This is a genomic window from Pseudomonas saponiphila, assembly GCF_900105185.1.
Lineage (GTDB): Bacteria > Pseudomonadota > Gammaproteobacteria > Pseudomonadales > Pseudomonadaceae > Aquipseudomonas > Aquipseudomonas saponiphila.
Genome location: NZ_FNTJ01000002.1, coordinates 937864 through 964544, shown reverse-complemented (window position 1 = coordinate 964544; position 26681 = coordinate 937864). Strand labels below are relative to the sequence as shown.

Genomic DNA, 26681 nt, shown 5'->3' with positions numbered 1-26681 from the left:
CCTCGACCGATTTCGGGAGAGGAAGATGGCGGCGCCGCGAGTAGCCATGCGAAACATCAAAGAATGTCTGCGCCTCAAGTTTGAGGCCGGCTTGTCCCACGAGAAGATTGCCCGTGCCTTGCAGCTGTCCAAGGGCGTGGTTAGCAAGTACATCGCGGCGGCGCGGGTGGCCGGGCTGGACTGGCCGGCGCTGGTGGCCATGGACGAGGCCGCGCTGGCGGCCGCCTTGTTTGCACCGACGTCGACGAACAAGCCGCGCGGTGAGCGAGTGCTGCCCGATGTGCTGAGCATCCACCGCGAGTTGCGACGCAAGGGCGTGACCTTGCAGCTGCTGTGGGAGGAATATCTCGCCGCGCATGCGGGCCAGCCGACCTACCGCTACACCCAGTTCGTCGAGCACTACCGGCGCTACGCCCAGACGCTCAAACGTTCGATGCGTCAGCTGCACCGTGCGGGCGAGAAGCTATTCATCGACTATGCCGGGCCGACGCTGCCGGTGGTCGACCCGGCCACCGGCGAAGTGCGCCGGGCGCACATCTTCGTCGCCGCCCTGGGCGCCTCGAATTACACCTATGCCTGCGCGACGCCAGGCGAAACCCAGGTGGACTGGCTGACCTCGCTGGGCCAGGCTCTGACCTACTTTGGCGGCGTGCCGGAAATGGTTGTGCCGGACAATCCGCGCGCCCTGGTCGCCCAGCCGGATCGCTACGAGCCGGGCCTGAACCGGGCCACGCTGGAGTGCGCGCGTCATTACCAGACGGTGATCCTGCCGGCACGGCCACGCAAGCCTCAGGACAAGGCCAAGGCCGAGGTGGCGGTGCAGGTGGTCGAGCGCTGGATCATGGCGCGGCTGCGCCATCGGCAGTTCTTCAGCCTGCATGCGCTTAACCAGGCCATCGCCGAGCTGCTGGAGGATCTGAATCGGCGCCCGTTCAAGCGGCTCGATGGCTGCCGGCGCGACTGGTTCGAGCGCCTGGATCGCCCGGCCTTGCGAGCGCTGCCGGTGCATCCCTACGAGGTCGCCACCTTCAAGCGCTGCAAGGTCAGCATCGACTACCACATCGAGGTCAATGGCAGCTTCTACAGCGTGCCCTCCGCCCTGGCCCGGCAGAACGTGGACGTGCGACTGACGGCACACACCCTGGAAGTGCTGCATGGCAACCGGCGGGTGGCCAGCCACCTGCTGCTGGGGCGACGCGGCGCTTACAGTACCCAGCGCGAGCACATGCCCGCGGCGCACCAGGCGCATCGCGAATGGACGCCACAACGCCTGCTCGACTGGGGCGCGCGGATCGGCCCCTACACGCGCCAACTGATCGATCACCAACTGACCCACAAGCCGCACCCGGAGATGGGCTACCGCGCCTGCCTCGGCCTGCTCTCGCTGGCCCGGCGCTATGGCAATGCACGCCTGGAAGCCGCTGCCGAACGTGCCGTACACCTGCGCGCCTTCACCGGGCGCAGCGTGCGCAACCTGCTCCAGCAAGGCCTGGATCAACAGCCGCTGCCCCAGCGTGCCGCCGAAACGACCTTACCCGGCGACCACGAGAACGTCCGTGGCGCCGACTACTACCAACCCCCGCAACAGGAGCTGTTCGATGATGCCGCAACACACCCTGAATCAACTGCACCAGCTACGCCTGGACGGCATGGCCCGCGCCCTGGAAGAGCAATGGACGCTGCCGGCCAGCCACAGCCTGAGCTTCGATGAACGCCTCGGCCTACTGCTCGACCGCGAACTGGCCTGGCGTGACAACCAGCGCCTGGTACGGCTGCGCAAGAAGGCCAAGCTCAAGTACGCCAACGCCTGCCTGGAAGATCTCGACCGCCGCACCGGACGCGCCCTGGACGAGCGTCTGATCGCCACCCTGGCCAGTGGCGACTGGATCCGCCAGCAGCACAACCTGCTGCTGACCGGCCCGACCGGTGCCGGCAAAACCTGGCTGGCCTGCGCCCTGGGCAACCAGGCCTGCCGCCAGGGCTATAGCACCCTGTACCTGCGCACCCCGCGCCTGCTGGAACAACTGCGCATCGCTCATGGCGACGGCAGCTTCGGCCGTACCCTGCAACAGCTGGCAAAGGTCGACGTCCTGGTGCTGGACGACTGGGCGCTAGCCCCGCTGGAGGAAGGAGCCCGGCATGACCTGCTGGAGGTGATCGACGACCGCGCTGGCAGCCGCTCCACCATCCTGACGAGCCAACTGCCCATCGAGCACTGGCACGGCTGGATCAACGACCCGACCCTGGCCGATGCCATCCTCGACCGCCTGGTGCACAACGCCTACCGACTGACGATGAAAGGCGAGTCGCTGCGCCGAAAAAAAGCCGAGGAACAAGCCGCATCGTGACCGATGCGATTACAATCCAGAACCCGCGCAACCGGGGTGGAAGCACCGGTCACGTATTAGCGAAACGCTCGGTCACGTTCACCGAAATCCGCAATCACCCAGACCACCGCCGAATACCCACTGCATAAAGGCATGGAATCGGATCGCGGCCTCAAGCCCTTCAGCGAATTGCAGGCACCCAAGGTGACCCCGGCCGACCTGGGCAACGCCGAGCAAGCCCTGGACCTGGAACGCGACGTCGGCCTGAATTGATGAACCCATCGCCGTCTTCCCTCGCCTCACCTGCGCCTTACGTACCGAGGCGCAAGCGGCCCTCGATCTGGTTGCTACTGCCCGTCCTGCTGCTGGTCTGCCTGAGCCTGCTACCGCTGCTCTATGTCGGGCTCAAGGCCTGGCAGGCCGGCTGGACGGAAGCCTTGCACCTGCTATGGCGCCCCTACGTATTGCGCCTGCTGAGCAACACCCTACTGCTGATGCTCGGAGTGACAGCCGCCTGCGCCGCGATCGGCCTATCCCTGGCGTGGTTGCTTGAGCGCAGTGACCTGCCGGGGCGACGAATCTGGGGCGTAGTGCTGTGCCTGCCCTTCGCCGTACCGGCTTTTGTCAGCAGCTTTACCTGGGTGTCCCTGAGCTCCGGATTCGAAGGACTGGGCGGCGCGATTCTGGTGATGACACTGTCCAAGTACCCACTGGTGTTCCTGCCGGTGGCAGCCACCCTGCGCAATCTCGACCCGGCCCTTGAGGAATCGGCACGAACCCTGGGACAAAATCGCTGGGGTGTATTCCGCAAGATCACCCTGCCCCTGCTCTGGCCCTCACTGCTGGCCGGATCGCTGCTGATCGCCCTGCACATGCTGGTGGAATTCGGCGCCCTGTCGATCATTGGCCTGCAAACCTTCACCACAGCGATCTATCAGCAATTCGAGCTGGAATTCAGCAACGCCAACGCCGCCATGCTTTCAGCCGCGCTGCTGGCGCTGTGCCTGATTCTGCTGGGCCTGGAACTGCGGGCCCGCGGCAAGGGTCGCCATGTGCGCACCGGCCAGGGCGCAGCACGACATGCCGAACAAGTGCGACTGGGGCGCTGGTCCGCCGGGGGACAAATCTACTGCCTGCTGCTGACCGTGATCGGCAGCGGCATCCCCCTGGGCATGCTCGCCTACTGGCTGGCGGTGGGTTCATCGGCCGCTTTTCCGGTTGCCGCCATCAGCGAGGCGCTGCTGTCCTCCCTGGCACTGTCGCTGGGTGGTGCCGGTCTGTGCCTGATGCTGGCAGTGCCAGTAGGCCTGCTGGTGGTGCGCTTCAAGGGACCGCTGGCGCTCTGGGCCGAACGCCTGCCCTACCTGCTGCACGCCCTGCCAGGACTGGTGATCGCCCTGACCCTGGTGTATTTCGCCTTGCACTATGTGCCGGCGCTGTATCAAACCTCGGCGCTGCTGCTGATCGCCTATGCCTTGCTGTTCCTGCCCCTGGCCCAGGCGCCGATCCGCACAGCACTGAACAAGGCAGCACCGCAGTTGGAAGAGGCCGCCAGAACCCTGGGCGCTTCGTCGTTCAGCGCCTTCTGCCGGGTGACCCTGCCGATCATCTTTCCTGCACTGGGTGCGGCGTTCGCCCTGGTGTTTCTGGATGCAATGAAGGAGCTGACCGCAACCCTCCTGCTCAGCCCGACAGGCTTGAACACGCTGGCCACGGAAGTCTGGGCGCATACGGCGAATGTGGAATTTGCGGCGGCGGCACCCTATGCGGCGCTGTTGATTCTGGTGTCAGGGCTGCCGGTCTATCTGTTGACGACGCGGATGTATTTGAGTCGCTGAGAAGGGTTTCGCTAGCAAGCCGACTCCTACGAAACGCTGTAGGAGCCGGCCGGCCAGCAAAACATCAGGCGCGGAACTGCCCGAGACTGGCCTTGAGCTGCGCCGCCAGGCTGTCCAGTACCTTGCCACTGGCCGTGGTTTCCACCACCGCCTGGGCCGCCCGCTCGGCCTGGGCATGGATGGTTTCCACTCGCCCGCGCACCGCCTGCGCGCCCTGAGCCTGATGAGCCGCGGCCTGGGTGGCCAAGCCAATGGCAGCATGCACCTGCTCGACCGAAGACTGCACCGTCTGCTGCAGGCGGACACTGTCACGCAGCACCAGCAAACCCTCGCTGGCCTGACGACCAGCCTGACCAATGGCCGCCACCGCCTCCCGCGCACCCTGTTGCAAGGCACCGATATGAGCCTGGATGTCGCCAGTGGAACTCTGGGTCTTGCTGGCCAGGGCTCGCACCTCATCCGCCACTACGGCAAACCCGCGCCCGGTTTCACCGGCGCGGGCCGCTTCGATCGCCGCATTCAGCGCCAGCAGGTTGGTCTGTTCGGCAATGCCATGAATCACCGTCAGCACCACCTCGATCTGCTCGCTCTGCTGAGCCAGGCGCTCGATCACCTTGGCCCCGGTATCCACCTGCCCGGCCAAGGCCTCGATGAGGTTACCGACCTGCTCCGAGGTACGGGTGTTCTCGTCAGTGGCCTGACGAATCTCCACCACCTGCTGCAGCGCCGCCTGCATCGCCTGGCTTTCCGCCTGGGCTTCATCAGCCATCTGCGACAGCGCCCGCAGGCTTTCCGCCACCTCGTCGCGCTGCGCTTCGGCCGCCGCATCCGCCCCGGCATTGCGCAGGCTCATGGCGCCGATCTCCACACCAGTACGCTGCGCCACATCCCCCGCCTCACGCACGATGGGCTGCAACTTATCCACAAAGCGATTCACCGCCGAGGCCATGTCACCGATCTCATCATTGCTGTTGAGCGGCACACGCTTGGTCAGGTCCCCCTCACCTGCTGCCAGGTCATCGAGGGCGGAAATCAACAGATGCAACTTGTTCACCACGCGCCGCCCCAGCACCACCGCCAGCAACAGCAGCAGAGCCAGCCCCACCAGCGCCAGGCCCACACCAATCTGCCAGCGCAGCGTCGCCGCCGCCTCTTGCACCGTGCTGGCGGTATTGGCCTGCATCTGCGCGGCAGTGGCCTGGGCCGACTGCAAGCGTGAACGCATGGCCGCCGAACTGTCGGCAGAGGCGCCTTTGAGACTGTCGCCAACCAACTGGTCGCTGTTGGCAATCAACGCCCCAAAACGCTGATCCAGGGCGGCAATATCCGCTTCCACAGAAGCCGTGGACACCCCCATCAGAACCTTGCCGATCTCGACCCCATTGGGGTTGATCGACGCCTCCAGGTAGTAGACCGAAGGATCGTTCTTGGCCGCGTCCAGCACCTTGTCCAAGGCCCGATCACCCTTGCCCTTCTCCAGCAGGGCCTTGTTGATCGGATTCTCGCGATTCAGGTAACGCGTCAGGTGTTCACCCGCCGCATCGTCATAAACCACGAACAACACGTTGGGATTACGCTGAGCACGTCGTGCGAACTCGGACAAAGTCGGCACATCGCTGTCCCACATGGCACGCGGTGCCACGGAAGCCAGCAACTGAGCCATGTCATTGGCGGAGTCCTTCAGGTCCTTTTCCAGGGCCGCACGCAGTTGCACCTGCTCTTCCTTGAGCCGGGAAGACAGGCCGGCGGTCAGACGCTGACGGGTATTGCTGGACAGGCTTTCCAGGCTGGAAGTGACTTCCTTGCCTGCCTGCTCGAGTTCGCCAGACAACTTCTGGCTATCGACACCCAAACGTGAAGCAAGATCGGCCTCCAGGGCAGTCACCGTGCTCCGAGTCAGGGCAACAGCGAGCACTACCTGCACCAAAAGGGCGATACCGAGAGTAACGAACACAGGCCGCAGTAAACGGCTTTGTAACAGTGAGAGAACGGCCGACACAGGAAATCCCTCTACTTTTGACGCCATTATTCTGATGGCACTCTAGAAGTGGATTTCACAGCAAGGGTCGTGCCGCGCGGCGTGCAGAAACGACAAAGGGCCCAATCAAGGGCCCTTTGGTTTTCACATCAACGACTTATCAAGCGAACGGATGGCGCAGAACGATGGTTTCGTTGCGGTCCGGACCTGTCGAAATAATGTCGATCGGCGCGCCGACCAACTCTTCGATGCGCTTGATGTAGGCCTGGGCGGCGGCAGGCAGCTCTTCCAGGGTCTTGGCACCCAGGGTCGATTCGCTCCAGCCCGGCATCTGCTCGTACACCGGCTCCAGGCCGATGTAGCTGTCGGCGTCGGTCGGCGCGTCGATGACTGCACCATCCTGGTTCTTGTAGCCGACACAAATGTTGATGGTTTCCAGGCCGTCCAGCACGTCCAGCTTGGTCAGGCACAGGCCCGAGATGCTGTTGACGTCGATGGCGCGACGCAGGATCACGGCGTCGAACCAGCCGCAACGACGAGCACGACCGGTAGTAGCGCCGAACTCGTGGCCACGCTTGGCCAGGAAAGCGCCGACGTCATCGAAAAGTTCAGTCGGGAAAGGACCGGAACCCACGCGAGTGGTGTAGGCCTTGGTGATGCCCAGAATGTAGTCCAGGTACATCGGGCCCACGCCCGAACCGGTGGCGATGCCGCCGGCGGTGGTGTTGGAGCTGGTGACGTACGGGTAGGTACCGTGGTCGATGTCCAGCAGCGAGCCCTGGGCACCTTCGAACATGATGTCCTTGCCAGCGCGGCGCAGCTGGTGCAACTCGGCGGTAACGTCGAGCATCATCGGCTTGAGCAGCTCGGCGTATTCCATGCATTCATCCAGCGTCTTCTGGAAGTCGATGGCCGGCTCTTTGTAGTAATTCACCAGGACGAAGTTGTGATAGTCCAGCAACTCGCCCAGCTTGGCGGCGAAACGCTCGCGGTGGAACAGATCACCGATGCGCAGCCCGCGACGGGCAACCTTGTCTTCGTAAGCCGGGCCGATGCCGCGACCGGTGGTGCCGATCTTCTGCTCGCCACGAGCCTTCTCGCGAGCCTGGTCCAGGGCCACGTGGTAGGACAGGATCAGCGGGCAGGAAGGACTGATGCGCAGGCGCTCGCGCACCGGCACACCTTTCTCTTCCAGCTTGACGATTTCACGCATCAAGGCGTCCGGTGCTACCACCACGCCGTTGCCGATCAGGCACTGCACGCCTTCGCGCAGCACGCCGGACGGAATCAGGTGCAGCACGGTCTTCTCACCGTCGATCACCAGGGTGTGGCCAGCGTTGTGGCCACCTTGGTAGCGCACTACGGCGGCGGCATGTTCGGTCAGCAGATCAACGATCTTGCCTTTGCCCTCATCACCCCACTGGGTGCCCAGGACTACGACATTCTTACCCATAACACTTGTCCTCATTCGCGCAAACTTGGTGCCGGCAGCCGCCGGCAGGAAAACTCAAGAAGCCAGCGGCAATACTTGCCAAAGCCCATTCTGCTGAATCAATTGCCGGTCGCAGTCCGCTTCACGGGCGGCGGCCAAAGGTTGTCCAGGCAAGGCCTGAACCACACGCTGACCCTCACTGCGCAACTGGCAGACGGTCTGCCAGAGTGCCGCGTCAGTGCTGTCAGGCATCCAGATACCGCCAGACGGTAGCTCGACTTCAGCACGCCCCAGGGTCACCAGGGTCTTCAAATCGGTGGAGAAACCGGTCGCCGGACGGGCACGTCCGAAGTCCGCGCCGATGTCATCGTAACGACCGCCCTGGGCAATGGATTGACCCACGCCCGGCACGAACACCGCGAACACCACGCCGGTGTGGTAGTGGTAGCCGCGCAACTCGCCCAGGTCGAAATACAGCGGCAAGTCCGGGAATCGCACGGACAGGCGCTCGGCGATGGTCAGCAATTCATCCAGCGCCAACAGCACCGAAGTCGGTGCACCAGCCAGGCGACGGCGTGCATCACCCAGTACTTCGCGACTGCCGCACAGGTCCACCAGGGAACGCAGCATATCGGCCAGATCGGCCGGCAGGCCCTGGGTCAGACTGATGACTTCATCAATCGCCTTGCGCTGCAGGGCATCGAACAATTGCTGCTCTACGGCACCGGACAGACCGGCAGCCTGAGCCAGGCCACGGTAGATACCTACATGCCCCAGATCCATGTGCACATCAGGCACATCGGCCAGTTGCAGCATGGCCAGCATCAGGCTGATGACCTCGACGTCGCTACTTGGGCTGGCATCGCCGTACAACTCGGCGCCCAGTTGGATCGGGCTGCGCGAGGACGACAAGGCTCGGGGCTGCGCATGCAGCACGCTGCCGGCGTAGCACAGGCGGCTCGGCCCTTCGCGGCGCAGAGTGTGAGCATCGATACGCGCCACCTGTGGCGTGATGTCGGCACGGAACCCCATCTGCCGACCCGATTGTGGGTCGATGACCTTGAAGGTGCGCAGATCCAGGTCCTGGCCAGCGCCCGTCAACAGGGATTCCAGGTATTCGATATGGGGAGTAACGACGAACTCGTAACCCCAGCTCTGAAACAGATCCAACACCTGACGACGCGCTACTTCAATGCGCGCCGCTTCCGGCGGCAATACTTCTTCGATGCCATCTGGCAGCAGCCAGCGGTCTACCGTTGCCATTACGCCATTCCCCTATGGTCCGGGCGGCAAGCCTGGGGCCAGCCTTAGAGTGAAGCAGAAAACAGTCGCATCCGACGCGAGCTCAGCCGGACAGGCAGCCAGAAATCAGCTGTAAGGACCATTTTCCTCGAAAAATCTTACCGGGCTCTTGAACGAACCACGGCCAATCAAAGATGCAGACGCAAAAAAGCCGGGAATTTCCCGGCTGCCGCATCATACACCCGTTTTCCCAAAGGATCACCCCGCGAGGCATTTTAGCCGCCCGGCGGGGTGTTCCCGGATCAGGGCCTGATCAAGGCTTGGACTTTTCCAGATAGTGGAAAAAGTCGCTGCTTGGGTCCAGGACCATGACGTCGGATTTGTTCGCGAAGCTTTCGCGGTAGGCACGCAGGCTACGATAGAACGCGTAGAACTCCTGATCCTGACCGTAGGCCTTGGCATAGATCGCCGCCGCCTGGGCATCGCCATCACCGCGCACCTCTTCAGACTCGCGATAGGCTTCAGCCAGCAACACACGCCGCTGACGATCAGCGTCGGCACGAATGCCTTCCGCCAGCTCGTTACCCTTGGCCCGGTGCTCGCGAGCCTCACGCTCACGCTCGGTGCTCATGCGCTCGAACACGCTGCGGTTCACTTCCTTCGGCAGATCGATCGCCTTGACCCGGACATCGACCACCTCGATACCCAGTTCCTTCTCGGCCATCTTGTTCAGCGAAGCGGTGATATCCGCCATCAGCGCGTCACGCTCGCCGGAAACCACTTCATGCAGGGTGCGCTTACCAAACTGGTCACGCAGGCCCGATTCCAGACGACGAGAAAGACGCTCGTCGGCGATCTGCTTGAGGCCGGATGTGGCGGTGTAGAAGCGCTCGGCATCCTTGACCCGCCACTTGGCGTAGGCATCCACCATCACGGCTTTCTTTTCCAGAGTCAGGAAGCGCTGCGTCGGTGCATCCAGGGTCATCAGGCGCGCGTCGAACTTACGCACCTGGTTCACATAGGGCACTTTCACATGCAGGCCAGGCTGGACATCGGCCTGGACCACACGACCGAACTGCAGCAACACCGCACGCTCGGTCTGAGCGACGATGTAGAAGCTGTTCCAGGCAACCACCGCCACGACAACACCCACGATCAGGGCGATCAGCGATTTATTGCTCATCAGCGACTCTCCCTAGAACGCGTCTGCTGCTGTTGCTGCATATGATCAGCCGCAGCGCGCGCGTTCGCTTCATTGCTGGCCGCAGAAGCCGAGCCCGTTACCGGAGCAGCGCCGCTACGACCACTGTCGATCATCTTGTCCAGCGGCAGGTAGAGCAGGTTGTTCTGCCCACCCTTGCTGCCGGTCACCAACACCTTGCTGGTGTTGCTGAAGACTTCCTGCATGGTGTCCAGGTACAGGCGCTGACGTGTGACTTCAGGAGCCTTGCGGTATTCGGCAACCAGCTTGGTGAAGCGATCGGCCTCACCCTTGGCCCGAGAAACCACTTCATCGCGATAACCGTTGGCATCCTCGAGAATGCGCTGAGCCTGACCACGAGCCTCCGGCACTACGCCGTTGGCATAGGTTTCAGCCTGGTTGCGCGAGCGCTGTTCATCTTCACGGGCACGGATCACGTCGTCGAAGGCTTCCTGCACTTCACGCGGTGCAGCTGCGCTCTGTACGTTCACCTGAGTCACGGTGATACCGGTGCGGTAGTTGTCGAGGAAACGTTGCAGACGCTCCTTGATCTCGCTGGCCATCAATTCACGGCCTTCCGTCAGCACCTGGTCCATGGCGGTCGAACCCACCACATGGCGCAGGGCGCTGTCGGTTGCATGCTGCAGGCTGATTTCCGGCTGATCTACGTTCAGCACGAAGTCCTGCAGATTGCTGATCTTGTACTGCACGGTCAGCGGCACTTCGACGATGTTCTCGTCCTCGGTGAGCATCTGCCCCTGCTTGGTATAGGCACGCTCGCGCGTGACGTTTTCCATGTACTTGCGATCGATCGGCGGGAAGTAGATGTTCAGACCCGGGCCGACGGTTTCGTAGTATTTGCCGAAGCGCAGCACCACGGCCTGCTCCTGCTCATCGACTACATAAACCGCGCTGTACAGCCACACGGCCGCCAGCACGACAAGACCAATACCCAGCAAGCCGAAACCACCGCCCTTGCCGGAGCTACCGCCGTCATCACCACGTTTCTTACCACCACCGAACAACCCATTCAGGCTTTCCTGCAGCTTACGGAAGGCCTCGTCGAGATCTGGTGGCCCCTTGCGATCGCCATTATTGCGGCGCTTACCACCCCAAGGGTCCTGATTATTCGAGTTGCCACCCGGCTCATTCCAAGCCATAGCGCTCTCCATCTGATAAAGCAAAGACGCACCCACGGCGCGCCGACCAATGCTACAGAATGCCTGCTACAGCGGCACAACCGCTTGCCCAGGCTTTTATTGCAAAGTGTGTTGCTCGATGAATTCCGACGGCTGCAAACCTTCGCGACTGACCAGCCGGTTCAACTCGGCCCGCGGCAGGCGAACGGCCAGCAAACTGACACCCTCGTCGTCGTGATCTTCTTTCTGCACAGCGTTCAACTGGAAAAACTGTGCTCGCAGTCGAGCAAAACGTTGAGGCAAGCGCAAGGTGCCCACGAACAAATCTTCACCCAGCAGTTCCGCGATGGCCTGCTTGAGCAGATCCAGCCCCTGGCCGTCACGGGCCGACAACCAGACTCGCTGCGGCTTGCCGTCCGGATCGCGCTGGATCTGCGGCTCCACACCCTCGAGCAAATCGAGTTTGTTATAGACCTCCAGGATCGGCAAGTCTTGAGCCCCGATCTCGCCCAGCACCACCATCACCTGCTCGATCTGGGCAGTACGCTCGGGCTCATGCGCGTCGATCACATGCAGCAGCAGGTCGGAGTTGCTGGACTCTTCGAGGGTAGCTCGAAATGCCTCCACCAGCTTATGCGGCAGGTGACGAATGAATCCCACGGTATCGGCCAATACAATCGGCCCCAGATCATCCAGCTCCAGGCGGCGCAACGTCGGATCGAGGGTAGCGAACAGCTGGTCGGCGGCGAACACATCGGAGGCGGTGACAGCATTGAACAACGTAGACTTGCCAGCGTTGGTATAGCCCACCAGCGACACCGAAGGAATGTCGGCACGCTTGCGGCCACGGCGGGCCTGTTCACGTTGACTGCGAACCTTTTCCAGGCGCGCCTTGATCTGCCGCAGACGCACTCGCAGCAGGCGCCGGTCGGTTTCCAACTGGGTTTCACCCGGACCGCGCAGACCGATACCGCCCTTCTGCCGTTCAAGGTGAGTCCAGCCACGGACCAGCCGCGTGCTCATGTGCTCAAGCTGGGCCAGTTCAACCTGAAGCTTGCCTTCGTGGGTGCGCGCACGCTGAGCGAAGATATCGAGAATCAGACCCGTGCGGTCAATCACGCGACACTCGAATACACGTTCGAGGTTACGTTCCTGACTGGGCGTGAGGATGTGATTGAAAATCACCAGGTCTACCTGTTCGGCTTTGACCAGGTCGCGCAATTCCTCGACCTTGCCGCTGCCAACCAGGTATTTGGCGGTTGGCCGATGACGCGGCACGCTAACAAACGCGACGGTCTCGGCGCCGGCCGATAATGCCAGCTCCTGAAACTCCTGCGGATCTTCGCGCGCCTCAGGGTCCTGACCATCCAAGTGAACGAGAATGGCCCGTTCACCACCACCGTGGCGCTCAAAGAACAAAGGAGACTCCTATCAGGCGTTACCTGGCTCAGCGTCACCCTGTTCGGATTCGGATGCGCTAGGCAGACGAATTGGGCGAACCGGAACCACTGTAGAGATAGCGTGCTTGTAAACCATTTGGCTGACGGTGTTTTTCAGCAGGATGACGAACTGGTCAAAGGACTCGATCGTGCCTTGCAGTTTGATTCCGTTAACCAGATAGATGGATACCCCAACTTTCTCTTTACGCAATGTATTCAAGTAAGGGTCTTGTAGCGAATGCCCTTTTGACATGTGCCGCACTCCTTTAAGGATCAATAATAAAAATCGGAAAACAGATAGCTAAAACCGTCACACCCCCAAGGATAGACGGCAATTGCAAGGACTCAGCTCAATATGGAGATCGTCCCTAAGTATTTCAAGGCGCGTGGCAGATTGTCGCAATCCAGACTGTCCAACCATTGCAGGTCAGCCCAACTGCGTAACCAGGTGAACTGCCGCTTCGCCAATTGGCGCGTGGCAATGATGCCCCGCTCCTGCATTTCGGCTGACGTCAGTTTGCCATCCAGGTAATCCCAGACTTGGCGGTAGCCCACAGCACGTATAGACGGTAACCCGGCGTGCAGGTCACTTCTGGAGCGCAGAGCTACGACCTCATCAATGAATCCCTGTTCCAACATTTGTGTGAATCTTTGTGCAATACGCTGGTGCAGTACCTGACGATTCGCCGGAGCGATGGCCAGATTGGCGACAGTATAGGGCAATTGACCGCCTCCCGATGCGCCTGCTTCAGTACTTTGCGCCAATTGACGCTGACGATGAGCGGTCATCGTCAGCCCACTGACCCGATAGACTTCCAGTGCCCGAGTCAGACGCTGGGGATCATTCGGATGGATCCTCGCGGCCGACTCCGGATCCACCGCAGCCAACTGATCATGCAATGCCTGCCACCCCAGGCGCTGGGCCTCTTCTTCAAGCTCGGCACGTACCTGCAAGTCCGCCGGCGGCATGTCCGCCAGGCCTTCCAGCAGCGCCTTGTAGTACAGCATGGTGCCACCCACCAGCAGCGGAATCTTGCCCCGCGCGGTGATATCGGCCATCGCCGCCAGGGCATCGGTACGAAAGTCCGCCGCTGAATAGCTTTCTGCGGGATCGAGAATGTCGATCAGACGATGGGGATATTGCGCCAGCAATTCCCTGGAAGGCTTGGCGGTGCCGATGTCCATGCCGCGATAGACCAGCGCCGAGTCGACACTGATCAACTCGCAAGGCAGCACCTTGCTCAGCTCGATGGCCAAGTCGGTCTTGCCCGCAGCGGTCGGGCCCATGAGGAAAATCGCTGGAGGAAGCTGAGTCATCAACGGCCGCGCAGAAAGAGTTTGTCCAAATCGTCCAGACCCAATTGAGTCCAGGTCGGTCGACCATGATTGCACTGACCACTGCGCTCGGTATTTTCCATATCCCGCAGCAAGCCGTTCATCTCCGCCACGGCCAGACGCCGATTGGCACGGATCGCGCCATGGCAGGCCATGGTGCCGAGCAGCTCATTGAGATGGGCCTGGATCCGGTCGCTGGTGCCGTATTCCATCAGGTCCGCCAGCACGTCGTGCACCAGGCGATTGGCTTCCGCCTGCTTCAACAATGCCGGGATCTGCCGAATGGCCAGGGACTCAGGCCCCAGACGCTGCAGCTCGAAGCCCAGTCGCTGGAACCAGGCGGCATGTTCTTCCGCGCAATCGGCTTCACGCTGGCTGACAGCAATCGACTCCGGCACCAACAGCGGCTGGCCACTCAGGCCTTCGCTGGCCATGGCCACTTTCAAGCGCTCGTACATGATCCGCTCATGGGCGGCGTGCATATCCACCAACACCAGGCCCAGTGCATTCTCCGCAAGAATATAGATGCCCTTGAGCTGGGCCAGGGCGTAGCCCAGAGGCGGAATGTCCTCCTGCCCTTCCGGCAGGGTGGTGGCCGACGTACCGGGCAGCGGGGCAAAGAATTCGCGATAGACGCCCTGGGCTTCCGCCGCCGGCAATACCGGCTGGGGACGCGGGGTGTACTGATACTGATAGCCGCTGCCGGCCCCCGTGCCCGGCGCGCTGAGGCCGGGCTGGGATTGCTGCGGCTCCAGAGCGAGGTTCGCGGCCAGACGCATTTCGCCCTGAGGCCCGAACTCACCGGCCTCAAGGCCTGTCGGCCGGACGATACCGGCCACCGCTGCCGGTGCCGCCAACTGATCTTCAGGGCGTACATCGCCAAGGGCCCGGTGCAAAGTGCCGTAGAGGAAGTCATGCACCATGCGCCCATCACGAAAGCGCACTTCGTGCTTGGTCGGGTGCACGTTGACATCGACCACCGACGGATCGACCTCGAAAAACAGCACAAACGTCGGATGCCGGCCGTTGAACAGCACATCGCGGTAGGCTTGGCGCACCGCGTGGGCCACCAGTTTGTCGCGCACCGCACGACCGTTGACGTAGAAATACTGCAAGTCCGCCTGACTGCGGGAGAACGTCGGCAACCCTACCCAGCCCCATAGATGCAGGCCATTGCGTTCAACCTCGATGGGCAGCGCCTGCTCCAGGAAGCCCGAACCGCAAACCGCCGCCACACGCCGGGCGCGGGCCGCGTCGTCCTTGGCTTCGTGCAGGCTGAGGATGCTCTTACCGTTGTGGCGCAAGTGGAAAGCCACATCGAAGCGCGCCAGGGCCAGACGCTTGATCACTTCCTGCAGGTGATCGAACTCGGTTTTTTCGGCCTTGAGGAACTTGCGCCGGGCCGGTGTATTGAAGAACAGGTCGCGCACTTCCACCGAAGTACCCACCGGATGGGCCGCCGGCTGAACTCGCGGCGCCATGTCCCGGCCTTCGGTTTCCACTTGCCACGCCTGCTCGGCATCCCGGGTCCGCGACGTCAGGGTCAGGCGCGCCACGGAACTGATGGAGGCCAGGGCCTCACCCCGGAACCCCAGGCTCATCACCCGCTCCAGGTCTTCCAGGTCGCGGATCTTGCTGGTGGCGTGCCGCGCCAGAGCCAACGGCAAATCGTCGGAAGAGATGCCGCTACCGTCGTCGCGGACCCGCAACAGCTTGACCCCAGCCTGCTCGACATCCACATCGATACGCTTGGCACCGGAGTCCAGGCTGTTTTCCAAGAGTTCCTTGATCACCGAGGCAGGACGCTCGACAACCTCGCCTGCAGCAATCTGGTTGGCCAGCCGCGGGCTGAGCAGCTCGATTCGCGCGCCGCTGATTACCGAATCATTCATTCCTTGGCCGCCAATTCTGTACCGGGGATGGTCAAGACCTGCCCCACTTTCAACTCATCGCTTTTCAGATTGTTGGCACTGCGCAGGGTGGCCGCCGACACCTGATAGCGCACGGCGATCATGGCCAGGGTTTCTCCCGGGCTGACCCGGTGATCACGAGGCCCCTGGGCGATCTTGCCGGAGTCCCGCAGCCAGGCAATGTAAGTGCCCGGTGGCGGATTCTGCTGGAAGAACTGCCGCACGCCGCTGCTGATGGAGCGTGCCAAGGCCTGCTGATGGCTGGCGGTGGCCAGCTTCGAAGCTTCGTTGGAGTTGGAGATAAAGCCGGTTTCCACCAGGATCGATGGAATATCCGGTGACTTGAGCACCATGAACCCCGCCTGCTCCACCCGCTGCTTGTGCAACGGCGTAACCCGGCCAATGTTGTTCAGGACTTTCTGCCCGACATTCAGACTCGAAGTCAGCGACGCGGTCATCGACAGGTCGAGCAGCACCCCGGCCAGCATGCGGTCCTTGTCATCGAGGCTGACGTTGCCAGCCCCGCCGATCAGGTCGGAACGGTTTTCACTGTCCGCCAGCCAGCGGGCGGTTTCCGAAGTGGCGCCGCGTTCGGACAAAGCGAACACAGAAGCACCAAAGGCAGCAGCCGAAGGCGCGGCGTCAGCATGAATCGAGACGAACAGGTCAGCGCCCTTCTTCCGCGCGATCTCGGTACGACCACGCAACGGGATGAAATAGTCGCCAGTCCGGGTCAGCTCGGCGCGGAAACCCTTGAGGCCATTGATCTGACGCTGCAACTCGCGGGCGATGGCCAGCACCACATCCTTCTCGTGCTGGCCACGAGAGCCGGACGCACCCGGGTCTTCACCGCCGTGGCCGGCATCGATCACCACAATGATGTCGCGCTTGCCAGCTGGCGCCGGAGGCAGCTTGATTGCCGGCTCGGCAGGCGTGACAGGCACGGCGGGAACAGTCGTCACTGTCGGTGGCGGAGCCGCAGGCGCCGCCGCGTCGGATGGGTTGTCGAACAGGTCGACTACCAGGCGATTGCCGTACTGCGCGTTGGGCGCCAGGGTGAAGCTTTTCGGCGTGACGGCCTTTTTCAGGTCGATGACCACCCGCAAATCGCTGGGGGTGCGCTGCGCCGAACGCATGGCAGTAATAGGAGTGTTGGCCGTGGCGACGTTCAGCGGGCCGCCGAGGGTCGCACCATTGATATCAATTACCAGACGATCCGGGGCCGTCAGGGTAAAGACGCTGTGCTGAACCGGACCGGACAGGTCGAAAACCAGTCGCGTGTTGTCCGGGGCCCGCCACAAGCGGACGCTGCGAACCTGTGTCGCGGCCACAGCATCGACGGCCAATGCCGTAAGCAACAGTCCTACGACAGCAACCAACGCGCGAATGCGCATACCTAACCCCATCAATTATTTGAATTCCAACGCCAAAGCGGCACACCAGGACTCGCCTCGCGAGCCTTGAGACAACAGATGCACAGAACGCCCATTGTTATGCGGGGTAATGGTAATGGTCAGGTCAGGCTTTGGCAAAAAGCCTGCACCCTTCTGGGGCCACTCCAAGAGGCACAGCGCATCGCCTTCGAAGTAGTCGCGAATGCCCAGAAACTCCAGCTCCTCCGGGTCCACCAAACGATACAGATCGAAGTGAAAGGCCCTCACCGCGCCTATCTCGTAGGGCTCCACCAGGGTGAAGGTCGGGCTCTTCACCGCCCCTGCATGCCCCAGCCCGCGGATGATCCCTCGGGACAAGGTGGTTTTACCCGCCCCCAGGTCGCCCTCGAGAAAAATCACCCCTACCCCCTGGGTGACGTGAGCAATGCGTGCACCAAATTCCACCATGGCCTGCTCGTCGGCCAGATAAAGGGTTAACTCAGACACGGTGATTGCTCCTCCAACAACTGACGAATGGCTGGAATAAGATCACTGGCCGCCAGCCCGCGGCCCAATTTGCCTTGTCGCTCACCGGCGCAGGCATGCAGCCAGACACCCAGGCAAGCCGCATCGAACGCCGGCAACCCCTGCGCCAGCAACGCACCAATCAGCCCCGCGAGCACATCCCCCAGCCCCGCAGTCGCCATTGCCGGGTGCCCGGCATCACAGCGCGCCAGTTGCCCATCGGGACTGGCGATCAGGCTGCCGGCGCCCTTGAGCACCGCAACCGCCGCATATTTTGCACTCAAGGCCCGGGCCGCCGCCGGCCGATCGGCCTGAACCGCCGCGCAGGTCAGGCCCAGCAGACGGGCCGCCTCTCCAGGATGGGGCGTGATCACACTGCCAGTGGGCAGGTGCAGCTTGCCCTGCGCCAACAGGTTCAGCGCATCGGCATCCCAGACTTGCGGCAAGGGTGCATTGGCCGCTGCGGATAACAGACTGCGTCCCCACGCCCCCTGCCCCAAGCCTGGGCCAATCACCAACACCGACGCCTTGGCCAGCAGCCCCATCAGTTGGTTGGCCGAATCAGTGCCTTGGGTCATGACTTCCGGCAGCCGCGCCAGTGCAGCCGCCACGTGTTCGCTGCGGGTCGCCAGGGAAACCATTCCCGCGCCACTGCGCAAGGCACTTTCCGCGCTCAACAGCGCGGCGCCGGCAAAGCCGCGATCGCCGCCGATCAGCAACAGATGGCCGAACTGACCCTTATGGGCATCCACAGGCCGGCCCTTCAAGCACGGCAAATGACCGCCAGTCAGCAATTGAACCTCAGGAAATGGGTGTTTTGTCTGCGGCATGCGTCTCAGGGCTCCGATGTCTGGCAGAATTATACGCACCTCAGCCCCGGTTTCTCTCGCCTCATGCCCGCTATTACCCAGGATCTTCCCGCTCTCGCCCAATCGATCAAGGACTGGGGCCGCGAACTGGGCTTTCAGCAAGTCGGCATCAGCGGCCTGGACCTGGCTGAGCATGAGCAGCACCTGGAGCGCTGGCTCGCCGCCGGCTACCACGGCGAGATGGATTACATGGGCGCCCATGGCAGCAAGCGCTCCCATCCCGAGCAACTGGTGCCCGGCACACTGCGCGTGGTTTCGCTGCGCATGGACTACCTGCCCGGCGACACCCAGATGGCCCAGCGCCTGGCCCAGCCCTCCAAGGCCTATGTTTCGCGCTACGCCCTGGGCCGCGACTACCACAAGCTGATCCGCAAGCGCGTGCAGCAGTTGGCCGAGCGCATCCAGCAAGCCATAGGTCCATTCGGCTATCGCGCCTTCGTCGACAGCGCGCCGGTCCTGGAAAAAGCCATCGCCGAACAGGCCGGGCTCGGCTGGATCGGCAAGAACACCCTGGTGCTCAATCGCAAGGCCGGCAGCTACTTCTTCCTCAGCGAACTGTTCGTCGACCTGCCGCTACCGGTGGACGAGCCCCACGCCAGCGAACACTGCGGGCGTTGCACCGCCTGCCTGGACATCTGCCCGACCAACGCATTCGTCGGCCCCTACGTGCTGGATGCGCGACGCTGCATTTCCTACCTGACCATCGAACTGAAAAACGCCATCCCCGAAGAGCTGCGCCCACTGATCGGCAACCGGGTCTTCGGCTGTGACGATTGCCAGATCGTCTGTCCCTGGAACCGCTTCGCCCGGCCCTCGGCAGAGAGCGACTTCAAGCCCCGGCATAACCTGGACAATGCCGAACTGGCGGAGCTGTTCATGTGGGACGAGGACAAGTTCCTCAGCAGCACCGAGGGCTCGCCCCTGCGCCGCGCCGGTTACGAGCGCTGGCTACGCAACCTGGCCGTGGGCCTGGGCAACGCGCCGTCGAGCATTCCCGTGCTGGAAGCCCTCAAGGCCCGCCAGGACTACCCCTCGGAGCTGGTGCGTGAACACGTGCAGTGGGCCCTGGCGCAGCACGCCAACCGTCAGTGTTCGTCGTTGTAGACGAACTTGGGCATCTCCCAGTGAAAGCGGATCGCCAGCAGACGCAATAGAAAGCCGCCGAACAGGGTGATCAGGATCGACTGCTCGCTGGGCAACTGCAGATAGATGCACAGCATGTAGCACCAGGCCGCGGCGAAAGACACGCTGGCATACAACTCACGGCGGAAAATCAGCGGAATGTCATTGCAGAAGATATCCCGGAGGATGCCGCCAAAGACCCCGGTGATCACCCCACTGACCGCGGCTACCAGCATGCCGTGGCCCATTTCCAGGGCGGTCATGCAGCCGATCAGGGTAAAGGCCACCAGGCCCACGGCGTCGAGCACCAGGAACAGCGAACGCAGGTGACGCATCAAGGGCGCGATAAAGATCGTCACCAAGGCCGCCACCGAGGTCAGCACCAGGTACTCCGGGTGCTTGACCCAGGTCAGCGGGTAATGGCCGAGCAACACGTCGCGCACCGAACCACCACCCAGCGCGGTGACACAAGCGATCAGCACTACGCCGAACCAGTCCATGCCACGGCGGCCGGCAGACAGGGCACCGGTCATGGCTTCGGCGGTAATGGCGATCAGATAAAGCATCAACAGCATGATGGCGGTCCTTACAAGAAGGCGCGCAGTCTACTCAGTTGAAGCGAGCACCAAAAGAGGGCGGGGGCGGGCGTCGCATGGCATCGCGCGCCCGTTTGCCGGCAAGCCGACTCCTGCCGCTCAGAACTTGATGAAGTGCTTGCGGTAGTGCTGAAGCTCGGCGATGGACTCGCGGATGTCGTCCAGGGCCAGGTGGGTGCTGCCTTTCTTGAAGCTGTCGCGCACGTCCGGAGCCCAGCGCGCGGCCAGCTCTTTCAGGGTCGAGACATCCAGGTTGCGGTAGTGGAAATAGCTTTCCAGGGTTTTCATGTGGCGATACAGAAAGCGTCGATCCTGGCAGATGCTGTTGCCACAGATCGGCGACTTGCCCTTGGGCACCCACTGTTCGAGGAAGGCGATGGTCTGGGCCTCGGCTTCGGCCATGCTGATGCGGCTTTCGCGCACGCGTTGGGTCAGGCCGGAACCACCGTGCTGGCGGGTGTTCCATTCATCCATGCCGGCGAGAATCTCGTCGCTCTGGTGAATGGCAATGACTGGCCCTTCAGCCAAGGTGTTGAGGTTGCTGTCGGTGACAATGGTCGCCATTTCGATGATGACGTCGGTGTCGGGGTTCAGACCGGTCATTTCCAGATCGATCCAAATCAGGTTCTGCGGGTTTTGCATGGGAGGGCTCCTCGGCGTAGTTGCGCAGTTTAGCCTAGAGGACCCGCCCGGCGTGCTAAACTCGCCGCCGCTTTACCCAACCGCCGTAATTATCGACACGGAACACCAATGGCCAAACGCCAGCTCAATCGTCGCCAAAACTGGCGCATCGAAAAGATTCAGGGTGAGCGCGCTGCCCGCGCCGCCAAACGCGAGTCCTCTGCCGTTGAGGCGCTCGAAGGTGGCGACCTGGGCCCGGAACAGACCGGCCTGGTCATCGCCCACTTCGGCGTACAGGTTGAGGTCGAGGCGCGCGAAGGCGAGCTGGCCGGCCAGGTGTTCCGCTGCTATCTGCGGGCCAACCTGCCGGCATTGGTAACCGGTGACCAGGTAGTCTGGCGCGCCGGCAATCAAGGGATCGGCGTGATCGTCGCGCAACTGCCGCGCAGCACCGAGCTGTGCCGCCCGGACAGCCGCGGCCAGCTCAAACCGGTAGCCGCCAACGTCGACATGATCGTGATCGTGTTCGCGCCCATGCCCGAACCCCACGCCAACCTCATCGATCGCTACCTGGTGGCCGCCGAGCACGCCGGCATCCGCCCGTTGCTGCTCCTGAACAAGGCCGACCTGATCGACGAGCAGAACGCCCCGGCACTCAATGCCTTGCTGGCGGTCTATCGCCAGTTGGGCTACCCGCTGCTGGAAGTTTCGGCGCACCACGGCGACGGCATGGAGCAACTGCAGGCCTTGCTGGACGGCCGCATCAGTGTATTCGTAGGCCAGTCAGGGGTGGGCAAGTCCTCCCTGGTCAACAGCCTGCTGCCGGAAGTCGAAACCCGGGTCGGGCCGCTGTCGGAGTTTTCCGGACAGGGCACCCATACCACCACCACCGCGCGCCTGTTCCACTTCCCCGGCGGCGGCGAACTGATCGACTCCCCCGGTATCCGCGAATTTGGCCTGGGGCATGTCAGCCGCGCCGACGTCGAGGCCGGCTTCATCGAGTTCAACGACCTGCTGGGCACCTGCCGCTTCCGCGATTGCAAGCATGATCGCGAACCGGGCTGCGCCTTGCTCAAAGCCCTGGAAGACGGGCGCATCCAGCAACAACGGATGAACAGCTACCGCTCGATTCTCGCCAGCCTGCCCGACAGCAGCTACTGAACCCTCTGCTCCAGACACGAAAAGGCCGCGAAGATCGCGGCCTTTTCGTTACTTACTTGGCGCTTCCCGATGAAGCCGGGGGTGCCGCTGGCTGAGGTGCCGGCGCCGCCGGCTTGCCAGCGGGGGCCTGACCCGCAGCCCCCTGCTCATCCATCTTCAGCACTCCGTCCTCAAAGATATTCAGACGCTGGCGCACCTCGTGAGCCGGCAGCGGTTCGCTGCCCGGCGGCAAGGCGTGGGGGTCGGCCGGTACTTCTCCGGGAGCCCCGCTGCCTTGAGTCGGCGTTGGCGCCTGGGGATCGACCTGTTCACCCTCGATGGCACGCTGGGCCTTCTTGGTCAGTACCACAATGTCGATCCGCCGGTTGACCGGATTGAGCGGGTTCTTGCGATCGAACAGCGCCGAAGAGGCAAAACCCACCACCCGAGCCACTTGCGGATCAGGATAACCACCGGCCACCAATGCCCGACGCGCAGCGTTGGCACGGTTGGCGGACAGTTCCCAGTTGCCGAACTCGCCACTGCCGGCATAAGGCGTGGCATCGGTGTGACCGCTGATGCTGATCTTGTTCGGCACCGCCTTGATGGTGTCGGCCATGGCCAGCAGGATGTCCTCGAAATACGGCTTCAGGCGCGCGCTGCCAGAGTCGAACATCGGCCGGTTCTCGGCGTCCATGATCTGGATCCGCAAGCCGTCCGGAGTGATCTCGAAAAGAATCTGGTCCTTGAACTTCTGCAACTGGGGATTCTCTTCGACCTTGTTCTGCAGCTCTTGCAGCAACAGCTCGAGACGCTCGCGCTCCACCTGCTCGGCCATGCCTTCCACTTGCTCGGCATCCACCGTGACCTTGTCCGGCTGCGGCTGGGACTTGACCTCGGGGTTGAGGGTGTTTTCCGGCGCCAGCTGCGGAGAGCCGCCCAGGTCGATGATGTACGGCGTGCCGCTTTCCGAGAAGCCGATCGGGTCCTTGAAGTAACCGGCGATGGCGATCTTCTGTTCCGGGGTCGCGGTGGACAGCAGCCACAACACCAGGAAGAACGCCATCATCGCCGTGGCGAAGTCGGCGAAGGCGATTTTCCAGGCGCCCCCGTGATGCCCGCCAGCAAAGCGCTTGACGCGCTTGATGATAATCGGCTGATTATTTTCCATGACTTAGCGACCGCGAACCGCTTGTTCCAGCTCGGCGAAGCTAGGACGATGGGCCGGATACAGGACCTTGCGCCCGAATTCCACCGCCAGCGAAGGCGGAACGCCGGAAGCGGAAGCTACCAGGGACGCCTTGATGGCTTCGTAGACATTGAGTTCTTCCTTGGCGTCGTGGGACAGCGAAGTCGCCAGAGGGCCGAAGAAACCATAGGCCGCCAGAATACCGAAGAAGGTACCCACCAGCGCCGCACCTACGTGCAGGCCGATAGACTTCTGGTCGCCATCGCCCAGGGACGCCATGGTCACCACGATACCCAGTACCGCCGCGACGATACCGAAGCCCGGCATGGCATCGGCGATCCCGGTCACCGCGTGGGATGGATGCTCGAGGTCTTCCTTGAGACTGAACAGCTCCATGTCGAACAAGCCCTCAAGCTCGTGGGGCGCCATGTTGCCGGAGGACATGATGCGCAGGTAGTCACAGATGAACGCCGTCATGCGTTCATCCTTCAGCACTGCCGGATACTTGGCGAAGATCGGACTGGCCGCGGCATCTTCGATATCACCCTCGATCGCCATCATGCCTTCGCGACGACTCTTGTTGAGGATCTCGTAGATCAGTCCCAGCACTTCCAGATAGAAAGTGTGAGTAAAACGCGAGCTGAACATGCCCAGGGATTTTTTCACGACGTGCATCGTCATGTAGCCCGGGTTGGCCTGCAGGAATGCACCGAAGGCGGCGCCACCGATGATCATGACCTCGAAGGGCTGGATCAGAGCAGCGATTTTGCCGTGAGAGAGCACGTATCCGCCGAGCACGCTCGCGAATACGACGATGATGCCGATAATTTTAGCCATAGGTAGGAGAGTACTTATTGAGTCGGGTTCAAGGTCATATTCGGAAGTTCTTAAAACTCTTCTTCTACTTATCGGCAAAACTGCGCCAGACTATAGCCAGTTAAGGCGAAAAGCCAGTTTGGCCCGCTCTGGGCGTGTTCAAAGCAGACGATGATTGCGCCCAACCATGTCTAATGAAACCAGCGTCCCACATTCCCCGCCCACCTCTCTCGACGCCTGGGTAAAGCTGCTCAATGGCGTGCGTCTACCGGTGCCGCAAGCCAACCATGATCGCGTGTGCAAAGCCATCGCCAACAACCGCAGTTCACTGCGGGATATCGCCGACCTGATGCAGAACAGTCCGGCGCTGGCCTTGAGCGTGATCCGCGAAGCCAACCGGCATTCCCATGGCAGCATGAGCGAAGCGGCGGAAAACCTGGAGGTCGCGGTCAACCGCCTGGGGCTCAAGCGCACCGAAGAACTGCTGGAACAACTGCCGACCCTGCCCGAGGAAAAGATCCCCAAGGAGCTGCGGCAACTGCAACTGATCAGCCAGCACGCCACTCAGCAAGCCAACGGCTTTTTTGCCGGGCGCCTGGCGCGGCTGTGGCAGGACATTCACTGGGGTAGCCTGCTGTTCCTGTCGCCGCTGTGGGCCATGGCGCTGGTCTATCCCAAGCTCATGGAAGAGTGGGAGCTGCGGGTCATCTATAAGCATGAATCGGCACGCAAGGTGGAGATGCAGCTGTTCGGCGTGCGCCTGATGGAACTGTGCCAGGCGCTGGTGCAGGTCTGGCACTTGCCGATCTGGGTGCAGCAGGGTTACCGCCTGCTGACCCGGGAGCGACGTCAACTGGCCAAGGCCATGCTGATCGCCCGTGACAACGAACATCCCCTGCGCCAGCAGCAACGCCTGGACGCCGATCCGGACCTGCAGCGCTGGCTGAACCAGCCGGCCAACTGCGTATTGCTGGCCAACGGCCTGGCCCTGGCGGCACAACACTCCTGGAACAACCCCCACGGTCGACGCTGGCAGAACCTCACCGGGCTCTACCTGCAGATGCCGATCGCCCAGGTCCAGCAACAGCTGCACCAGCAGGCCGCGACCAGCGCCCGCCATGACAGCCAGCCCGACCTCTGGCATCCGGCCCAGGCACTGCTTTGGCCATGGGACGCGCGCCGCCTGCATAGCGGTGAACAGCCGGCGCCGGCACCCACCGCCGAAGAACTGGCCAAGTGGCGCAAGGCCTGCAGCGAGCTGCTGCTCGAACAAAGCCCCTTTACCAATGCCGTGCATCTCACCAGCTTTGCCAGAGACGCGCTGGTGGCATGCGGCATGCGTCGGGTACTGCTGCTGATGGTCGACCGCAGCCTGAGTCATCTGCGAGTACAACAGTTATATGGCTTGCCCAAGGAGGCTGTGGGGCTGACTCTGCAGACCAAACAGAGTTCGCTGCTGCAGCGCTTGCTGGAAAAATCCGCCCAGGTGCGCCTGACACCGGCCAACAATGCACAGTACTCCTCCCACCTGCCGGGACAATTGCGCCAGTTGTTCCGTGGCGACCACCTGCTGCTGCGTTCGCTGTCCTGCAATGGTCGGGTACTGATGCTGGTGATCGCCGACCAGGGCGGCGTGCCGTTCTCGGAAATCAGTGTCCAGGCATTCGGCAAGACCGCGCAGTGCATCGAAAAAGCCTTGCACAGCTTTACCAACCGCAGCCAATGACGCTTGCGCTACAATCCCACCCTTTGTGCCCTGGGGACCTCACATGTCTGACTTCTCTGGCTTGCCGCTGGTCATCGAGCCGAGCGACTTGCTCGCCCGCCTCGACGCCCGCCAACTGATCCTGGTCGACCTGACCAGCGCCGCCCGCTATGCCACCGGGCATATCCCCGGGGCGCGCTTCGTCGACCCCAAGCGCACTCAGCTCGGCCAGCCCCCCGCCCCCGGACTGCTACCGCCGCAGCACGCCCTTGAAGCGCTGTTCGGCGAACTCGGGCACAACCCGGACGCGGTCTACGTGGTCTATGACGACGAAGGCGGCGGCTGGGCCGGGCGCTTCATCTGGCTTCTGGACGTGATCGGCCACGGCCGCTACCACTACCTGGATGGCGGCCTGCCGGCCTGGCTGGCAGAAAGCCTGCCCGTGAGCACCGAAGTGCCACCTGCGGCAGGCGCTCCGGTGCCGCTGACCCTGCATGACGAACCCACCGCCACCCGCGAATACCTGCAAAGCCGCCTTGGCGCCGCCGACCTGGCAATCTGGGACGCTCGTGGCCCGCTGGAGTACTCCGGCGAGAAGGTCCTGGCTGCCAAGGGCGGACATATCCCCGGCGCGGTGAACTTCGAGTGGACCGCCGGCATGGATCAGGCACGCCACCTGCGCATCCGCCGCGACATGCCGCAGATCCTCATGGACCTGGGCATCAGCAAAGACAAAGAAATCATCACCCACTGCCAGACCCACCACCGCTCCGGCTTCACCTACCTGGTGGCCAAGGCGCTGGGCTACCCACGGGTCAAGGGCTACGCCGGCTCCTGGGGCGAATGGGGCAATCATCCCGATACGCCCGTAGAGATTTAAGGTT

General features: G+C 62.5%; 23 protein-coding genes and 1 pseudogene. 8 read left to right on the top strand and 16 right to left on the bottom strand.

The features are described from left to right. Window positions 1-25: 25 nt before the first annotated feature. The 4 genes and pseudogenes from istA (at window position 26) to BLV47_RS26255 (ending at window position 4165) form a co-directional block, all read left to right on the top strand. Entirely contained in the window at window positions 26-1711 is a 1686-nt protein-coding gene (gene istA, locus BLV47_RS26265; RefSeq protein ID WP_062838241.1) for an IS21 family transposase, read from the top strand. Continuing rightward, a complete protein-coding gene (gene istB, locus BLV47_RS26260) occupies window positions 1599-2348 on the top strand; it encodes an IS21-like element IS1474 family helper ATPase IstB (RefSeq protein WP_062838242.1) in 750 nt (249 codons plus the stop codon). Before istA ends, istB begins: the two co-directional genes overlap by 113 nt. 90 nt (window positions 2349-2438) lie before the next feature. Continuing rightward, window positions 2439-2600: pseudogene (locus tag BLV47_RS35735) on the top strand (iron ABC transporter substrate-binding protein); the annotation flags it as partial. Beyond that, entirely contained in the window at window positions 2600-4165 is a 1566-nt protein-coding gene (locus BLV47_RS26255) for an ABC transporter permease (RefSeq protein WP_092319090.1), read from the top strand. The pseudogene BLV47_RS35735 and the gene BLV47_RS26255, both read left to right, overlap by 1 nt. A gap of 64 nt (window positions 4166-4229) precedes the next feature. Here BLV47_RS26255 and BLV47_RS26250 read toward each other — a convergent pair whose 3' ends face one another. The 12 genes from BLV47_RS26250 to BLV47_RS26195 form a co-directional block, all read right to left on the bottom strand. Then, window positions 4230-6164 (bottom strand): methyl-accepting chemotaxis protein, encoded by a 1935-nt coding sequence (locus tag BLV47_RS26250; RefSeq protein WP_092319088.1) that lies wholly within the window; start codon window positions 6162-6164, stop codon window positions 4230-4232. 139 nt (window positions 6165-6303) lie between these two features. Continuing rightward, window positions 6304-7596 carry an adenylosuccinate synthase gene (locus BLV47_RS26245; protein WP_047283686.1) on the bottom strand — a complete coding sequence of 431 codons (1293 nt, stop codon included), beginning with the start codon at window positions 7594-7596 and terminating at the stop codon, window positions 6304-6306. 54 nt (window positions 7597-7650) lie between these two features. Further along, window positions 7651-8838 carry an ATP phosphoribosyltransferase regulatory subunit gene (locus BLV47_RS26240; protein WP_092319086.1) on the bottom strand — a complete coding sequence of 396 codons (1188 nt, stop codon included), beginning with the start codon at window positions 8836-8838 and terminating at the stop codon, window positions 7651-7653. A 292-nt stretch (window positions 8839-9130) separates the two neighbouring features. Continuing rightward, the gene (gene hflC, locus BLV47_RS26235; RefSeq protein ID WP_016965257.1) at window positions 9131-10000 is read right to left on the bottom strand and encodes a protease modulator HflC; all 870 of its coding nucleotides are present in this window, start codon (window positions 9998-10000) and stop codon (window positions 9131-9133) included. Then, window positions 10000-11178: an FtsH protease activity modulator HflK gene (gene hflK, locus BLV47_RS26230; RefSeq protein WP_047283685.1), complete on the bottom strand. Its 1179-nt coding sequence runs from the start codon at window positions 11176-11178 to the stop codon at window positions 10000-10002. Before hflK ends, hflC begins: the two co-directional genes overlap by 1 nt. A 96-nt stretch (window positions 11179-11274) precedes the next feature. Further along, window positions 11275-12576, bottom strand: coding sequence for a ribosome rescue GTPase HflX (gene hflX / locus BLV47_RS26225; protein WP_060842327.1), 1302 nt, complete (start codon window positions 12574-12576; stop codon window positions 11275-11277). Window positions 12577-12588: 12 nt separating this feature from the next. Then, complete coding sequence (hfq, locus tag BLV47_RS26220; protein ID WP_007921378.1) at window positions 12589-12849, bottom strand: RNA chaperone Hfq; 261 nt, start codon at window positions 12847-12849, stop codon at window positions 12589-12591. Window positions 12850-12941: 92 nt separating this feature from the next. Further along, the gene (gene miaA, locus BLV47_RS26215) at window positions 12942-13913 is read right to left on the bottom strand and encodes a tRNA (adenosine(37)-N6)-dimethylallyltransferase MiaA (protein WP_092319083.1); all 972 of its coding nucleotides are present in this window, start codon (window positions 13911-13913) and stop codon (window positions 12942-12944) included. Then, window positions 13913-15823, bottom strand: a complete 1911-nt coding sequence (mutL, locus tag BLV47_RS26210) for a DNA mismatch repair endonuclease MutL (RefSeq protein ID WP_092319081.1) — start codon at window positions 15821-15823, stop codon at window positions 13913-13915. Before mutL ends, miaA begins: the two co-directional genes overlap by 1 nt. After that, a complete protein-coding gene (locus BLV47_RS26205; protein WP_208605313.1) occupies window positions 15820-17247 on the bottom strand; it encodes an N-acetylmuramoyl-L-alanine amidase in 1428 nt (475 codons plus the stop codon). Before BLV47_RS26205 ends, mutL begins: the two co-directional genes overlap by 4 nt. 3 nt (window positions 17248-17250) lie before the next feature. Continuing rightward, entirely contained in the window at window positions 17251-17721 is a 471-nt protein-coding gene (tsaE, locus tag BLV47_RS26200) for a tRNA (adenosine(37)-N6)-threonylcarbamoyltransferase complex ATPase subunit type 1 TsaE (RefSeq protein ID WP_092320570.1), read from the bottom strand. Next, the gene (locus BLV47_RS26195) at window positions 17709-18569 is read right to left on the bottom strand and encodes an NAD(P)H-hydrate dehydratase (protein ID WP_092319077.1); all 861 of its coding nucleotides are present in this window, start codon (window positions 18567-18569) and stop codon (window positions 17709-17711) included. The genes tsaE and BLV47_RS26195 overlap by 13 nt, the downstream gene beginning before the upstream one ends. A 63-nt stretch (window positions 18570-18632) precedes the next feature. Here BLV47_RS26195 and queG point away from each other — a divergent pair, with 63 nt between their 5' ends. Further along, entirely contained in the window at window positions 18633-19712 is a 1080-nt protein-coding gene (queG, locus tag BLV47_RS26190; protein ID WP_092319075.1) for a tRNA epoxyqueuosine(34) reductase QueG, read from the top strand. Here queG and BLV47_RS26185 read toward each other — a convergent pair. Both BLV47_RS26185 and orn read right to left on the bottom strand, forming a co-directional pair. Then, window positions 19694-20308 (bottom strand): trimeric intracellular cation channel family protein, encoded by a 615-nt coding sequence (locus BLV47_RS26185; RefSeq protein ID WP_177431252.1) that lies wholly within the window; start codon window positions 20306-20308, stop codon window positions 19694-19696. The genes queG and BLV47_RS26185 overlap by 19 nt on opposite strands. A gap of 117 nt (window positions 20309-20425) precedes the next feature. Continuing rightward, window positions 20426-20968, bottom strand: a complete 543-nt coding sequence (gene orn / locus BLV47_RS26180; protein ID WP_092319071.1) for an oligoribonuclease — start codon at window positions 20966-20968, stop codon at window positions 20426-20428. Window positions 20969-21076: 108 nt separating this feature from the next. Here orn and rsgA point away from each other — a divergent pair, with 108 nt between their 5' ends. Then, complete coding sequence (rsgA, locus tag BLV47_RS26175; RefSeq protein ID WP_016965247.1) at window positions 21077-22108, top strand: small ribosomal subunit biogenesis GTPase RsgA; 1032 nt, start codon at window positions 21077-21079, stop codon at window positions 22106-22108. Between the two features lie 52 nt (window positions 22109-22160). On the opposite strand, the gene motB is transcribed toward rsgA, so the two are convergent. Together motB and motA are read right to left on the bottom strand one after the other, a co-directional pair. Further along, window positions 22161-23258, bottom strand: coding sequence for a flagellar motor protein MotB (motB, locus tag BLV47_RS26170; RefSeq protein ID WP_092319069.1), 1098 nt, complete (start codon window positions 23256-23258; stop codon window positions 22161-22163). A gap of 3 nt (window positions 23259-23261) precedes the next feature. Next, window positions 23262-24113 (bottom strand): flagellar motor stator protein MotA, encoded by an 852-nt coding sequence (gene motA, locus BLV47_RS26165; RefSeq protein ID WP_092319067.1) that lies wholly within the window; start codon window positions 24111-24113, stop codon window positions 23262-23264. Between the two features lie 166 nt (window positions 24114-24279). On the opposite strand from motA, the gene BLV47_RS26160 reads away from it, so the two are divergent. Both BLV47_RS26160 and rhdA read left to right on the top strand, forming a co-directional pair. Further along, window positions 24280-25818: an HDOD domain-containing protein gene (locus BLV47_RS26160; RefSeq protein ID WP_092319065.1), complete on the top strand. Its 1539-nt coding sequence runs from the start codon at window positions 24280-24282 to the stop codon at window positions 25816-25818. Window positions 25819-25861: 43 nt separating this feature from the next. After that, window positions 25862-26677, top strand: a complete 816-nt coding sequence (gene rhdA, locus BLV47_RS26155; RefSeq protein WP_092319063.1) for a thiosulfate sulfurtransferase — start codon at window positions 25862-25864, stop codon at window positions 26675-26677. Window positions 26678-26681 lie beyond the last annotated feature (4 nt).